Genomic DNA, 4,148 nt, shown 5'->3' on the forward strand with positions numbered 1-4,148 from the left:
CCTTTTGCTTACAAGAAAACATAAAAATCAGAATTAAGATTGAAGTTAGTAGATGTCTTTTCATATGTTTGCCAACGTGATTGTGTATGGTTAGTGGCGTGTTTAAGCACCTAATTTAGCAAATAAAAACCGAATAGAAAATCCGCGAGGATTTTCGTAAGTAGGCGGGAACCAGCCATTAATTATACACGGTGTTGGTAGCAGTTTTTTCTTCCATATTCAAAGCAGTTTTTTCCTCTAAATAAATAAATGATTGAGGTGCGCAAAAATTTTCAAAGAAATCAGCTGGGTCAATTCCGTTTTCAAATTTTTCAACTTCAGAAATTTTAATAGAAAATCCAGTTTCAGAATCTTGGTAATAATTAAAAAAATCCTTTTTTTCAATTCCGCCAACTTCATTAAATTCATTCCAAAGATTTTCTGGACTATTTTCAACTATTTCTTTTATTGTGAAAAAACCTAAAATTTTCTTTTCAGGCGATGAAGAGTAAACAAAAATTTTGTCAACTGGTCTTTTGAAAATTTTCTTTCTGAATTCCACCTTTTTAGTACCAGACATAATCGCCTGTGCGTAAATAGGTTTAATTGATAATATAACGCTTGTCAAAGTATCCTTCATTGTTTAATTTGATATAATCAGTTTCTTTTAATTCTGTTATTGTTTGTATTTTATTTCTAAAACTATCTATTTCTTTAATTTTCGGTAAGCTAATATTTTTTTTCAAATACGCAATTAGTCTAAATGTAATAACGTGTAATTCTTTTTTTTCTTCTAACCAAGTTCTTAATTCTGTTTCACTAAAAACTGTTTTTTTTCTTACTGTATTCCATAGATTATCAAAATCTTTAATGATTTCGATACTTTCTAAAATGCCAAAAGGTTCAATTACTTGATTAACTTTTGATGAGTAAAAAAATAAAATATCACCTTCTTTTGGCTTTTGATTTTTTGAATTAGATATATAAGCCTTAATAATTGTATTTCCTTGAATTTCGTTTATACTATCTGGTGCTTTGTCAAATAAAGTAGGTGGTCTTAATTTTCCATCTTTAAATAGTGAACCATAAAAATCTGGACGAATAGGAATTACATATTTTTTTATACTTGAATTGTTTAAATAAAATGGATGAGCAGAAATAACATTTTTTGAAATAATAATTTTGTTTTTATCTAAACACTTTATCATTTGAATTTCTATCAAACCTTGACTATTCTTAAATTCATTTCGATAAAAACCAAATGTTTCTAATAACTTAATTAGATGTTCTTGTTTTTCATAAACTGTTAGGTATAGATAATTAATTTTCCGGTTAATACATAATTCAAACATTTTATTTAAGAACAGTTCTCCTAATTTTATTCCAAAAGCAGTATCATCTACTTTTAAGGTGCAAATTTTTAGAGCGTTCTCAAATATTTTTGGTAATTGATGGTCTTCTACTTTTTCTATGTTGTAAATTAATATAGCTTGTAAATTATCCTCGACAATTAATGAATAACATTTTCGGTTTTTTGTTGCGCATTTTTGCAACCAATTATTAAATTGAATTTCTCCATAATCTTCTCTTAAACTGTCAAAAAATGAACTATCAAATTTTGTTTCAATTTCTCGAATGCTATGTTCACGAAGTATTGGGTGAGATGGAATTTTAAAAGTAAATTGTTCATCAAGAAGTTTTAATGCCTGCTCAATTGTTAGAACTTTGTTACTTAAATCTATTTTTTTTGCGTTTTTATGAATTCCGTTATCTTGAGTAACAAAATAATCTACAAACCCTTTTTTTAATTGGAAAAGTTGTTTGTTGTCAATTTCGTCATTTATTTTACTATTCTTAAAGTTAGAAGTAAATTCTATAGTCGGTTTTGCAAAATCTTGTAATGATTGATATTTATTAAGTTTAGATATTATAATCTTTTTTCGCTCCGTATTTTTATCTCTACCAACATCGATTGGAATAGCTTTCGGATGATATAGAATTTCACATTCATTCGTGATTGCAATTCTGTAAAATTTGGCAAAACTTTCCGTAATAACTCGATTGTCTTCAAGTTCAATCAGAATGTTTGTATCTATTAATATTCTCAAATTGTTACGATGTTTGTTAAATTGCTACCAACGGTCTTGTGTATGGTTAGTTGCGTGATTGGGTAGCTAATTTAGCAAACTTTTACGGACCAGAGAAAATTCCGCAGGAATTTTCGCAAGTAGGCAAGAACCAAGCAATTAATTATACACGTCTTAAGTTTACAATTCATTAATTTAGAGTTATAAACAGAAAAGACAAAAGAGAGGAATAAGGTTAATATATACGCAGAAGCTTTAGACTTCGTCAACATTGAAAATCCCCTCTCTTTTCTACACAGATTTCGTACAGTTCTATGAGGCTTTTAGACCTCGCTTTTAAGTCGTTGAAACTCGCGTAGATTGTCCTTTCAAAAAAACATTTTCTTATGAATAAAGATATTAAATATTTTGGAATTGACATCAGCCATCATGTTTTTGATGTTACGGATTCTTCAGGTAATTATTACCAGTTTAAAAACAATGAGTTTGGGTTCAAAAAGTTTTCAAAACTTTTAAATATAAAGAGTCATTGTGTTATGGAAGCTACAGGTTACTACCATTATCAGTTAGCATATCATTTGCTAGAGTCAGGTATAAAAGTTTCGGTAGAAAATCCATTGTCTGTGAAACGCTTTATACAGATGGGATTATCAAAAGTTAAGACAGATAAGAGTGATTCAAGACTTATTTGTGCTTACGCAGAGCAAGTGGAATTAAAGCTATGGCAAGGAAATTCAAAGGAAGAAATAGAATGTCTTCAAATCGTGAGAACGCTCTCTGTGTATATAAAACAAAGCACTATGCTAAAAAACAAGTTACATGGTGAAGCTGTTTTAGGAAATCCAAGTAAGCTTGTTGTTCGGTCTTTAAAATGTAGTTTAAGGCAAATAACAAAAGCGATAAAAACGTTAGAGAAGGAGCTATTAATTTTAGTAAAACAAACACATCAAGATTTGTTTACTCGTTTAAAAACCATTCCAGGTATAGGTCCAAAAACAGCTATTATGCTAGTGGTTTTAACAGGTGGTTTTGATCGTTTTACAAGCGCAAGTGAACTATGTAGTTACGCAGGACTTACACCAGTGATCCGGCAAAGTGGAAGCAGTGTAAAAGGGCGACCACGCATCAGTAAAATGGGGAATCAAAAGCTACGGAATTTATTATTTATGTGTAGTTTTAATGCGTGCAAATACAACAAAGCTTGTCGAGATCTTTATGAGCGAATTGTAGCTAAGGGAAAGAGTAAAAAACTAGCATTGATTGCAGTGTGTAATAAGTTATTAAAACAGGCCTTTGCAATAGCTAAATCTGGATTAATATTTGACGAAAACTATAAAAGTACTTTGGTTAAAAATTAATGCGTTTTTACTTGTTTTTTACCACAGTACTTTGTTGTGTGCAGTTTTTATTTCAGTCGTTTTTTAATGTCCATTCTTTGATGCAATACTCTGACGATTCCCACAATCTCATTATCTACTTTTCTGTAAAAAATCAGATGGGATTTGATTTTCGTAACTCGATAGTTTTTTCGAGTTTGCTCTGCGGATTTTCCAATCAGATAGTTGTCCGCAATAAATTCAATTTCCGCTATTATTAAATCGTAATATCTGTCAGCTTGTTCTTTAGACCATTTATTTAGGGTGTAAACCCAAATTTTATCTAAATCCTCAATCGCTTGTTGGCTTATGCGATATTTGTTTTTACTCATAAGTGTTTACGATGTAATTCTTTCAGATGATGTTTTGGGTCAAAATTTTCAACAAATCCGCTATTTTCTCCAACTTCGAGAGCTTTAATCAGTTCTTTTTCCTTTTTTTCTTCACGTTCTAACAAACGTAATGCGGAACGAATTACTTCGCTAACCGAACCATATCTTCCAGAATTTACTTCTTCTCTGATAAAATCCTCAAAATGATTTCCGAGTGATATTGATGTGTTTTTTCCCATTTTGACTATAATTTTAATCAAATATACCAAATCTTGGTAACGTAGCCAAATTGCACACAACGGTTTTGTGTATGGTTAGTTGCGTGGTTTGGCAACTAATTTAGCAAAAATTGACCGAACCCGAGAAAATTCCAG

At 30.3% G+C, this 4,148-nt stretch carries 5 protein-coding genes; 1 reads left to right on the forward strand and 4 read right to left on the reverse strand.

Going from position 1 to position 4,148, the window contains the following annotated elements:
• Window positions 1-178 precede the first annotated feature (178 nt).
• Both K1X16_RS17695 and K1X16_RS17700 read right to left on the reverse strand, forming a co-directional pair.
• Window positions 179-559, reverse strand: a complete 381-nt coding sequence (locus K1X16_RS17695; protein ID WP_225037400.1) for a hypothetical protein — start codon at window positions 557-559, stop codon at window positions 179-181.
• Window positions 560-581: 22 nt separating this feature from the next.
• Window positions 582-2,087, reverse strand: a complete 1,506-nt coding sequence (locus tag K1X16_RS17700) for a hypothetical protein (protein ID WP_225037401.1) — start codon at window positions 2,085-2,087, stop codon at window positions 582-584.
• Between the two features lie 365 nt (window positions 2,088-2,452).
• Here K1X16_RS17700 and K1X16_RS17705 point away from each other — a divergent pair, with 365 nt between their 5' ends.
• The gene (locus tag K1X16_RS17705; protein WP_195872871.1) at window positions 2,453-3,424 is read left to right on the forward strand and encodes an IS110 family transposase; all 972 of its coding nucleotides are present in this window, start codon (window positions 2,453-2,455) and stop codon (window positions 3,422-3,424) included.
• A gap of 47 nt (window positions 3,425-3,471) precedes the next feature.
• Here K1X16_RS17705 and K1X16_RS17710 read toward each other — a convergent pair whose 3' ends face one another.
• Window positions 3,472-3,774: a type II toxin-antitoxin system RelE/ParE family toxin gene (locus K1X16_RS17710; protein WP_225037402.1), complete on the reverse strand. Its 303-nt coding sequence runs from the start codon at window positions 3,772-3,774 to the stop codon at window positions 3,472-3,474.
• Entirely contained in the window at window positions 3,771-4,013 is a 243-nt protein-coding gene (locus K1X16_RS17715; RefSeq protein WP_225037403.1) for a type II toxin-antitoxin system ParD family antitoxin, read from the reverse strand. Before K1X16_RS17715 ends, K1X16_RS17710 begins: the two co-directional genes overlap by 4 nt.
• Between the last annotated feature and the right edge of the window lie 135 nt (window positions 4,014-4,148).

The sequence above is a fragment of the Winogradskyella sp. SM1960 genome, from assembly GCF_020179375.1.
GTDB lineage: Bacteria > Bacteroidota > Bacteroidia > Flavobacteriales > Flavobacteriaceae > Winogradskyella > Winogradskyella marina.

Bases quoted from the DNA above. Each gene is read 5' to 3' on its own strand.
- K1X16_RS17695 (WP_225037400.1), bottom strand. From the start codon at position 559: ATGTCTGGTACTAAAAAGGTGGAATTCAGAAAGAAAATTTTCAAAAGA.
- K1X16_RS17705 (WP_195872871.1), top strand. From the start codon at position 2,453: ATGAATAAAGATATTAAATATTTTGGAATTGACATCAGCCATCATGTT.
- K1X16_RS17710 (WP_225037402.1), bottom strand. From the start codon at position 3,774: ATGAGTAAAAACAAATATCGCATAAGCCAACAAGCGATTGAGGATTTA.
- K1X16_RS17715 (WP_225037403.1), bottom strand. From the start codon at position 4,013: ATGGGAAAAAACACATCAATATCACTCGGAAATCATTTTGAGGATTTT.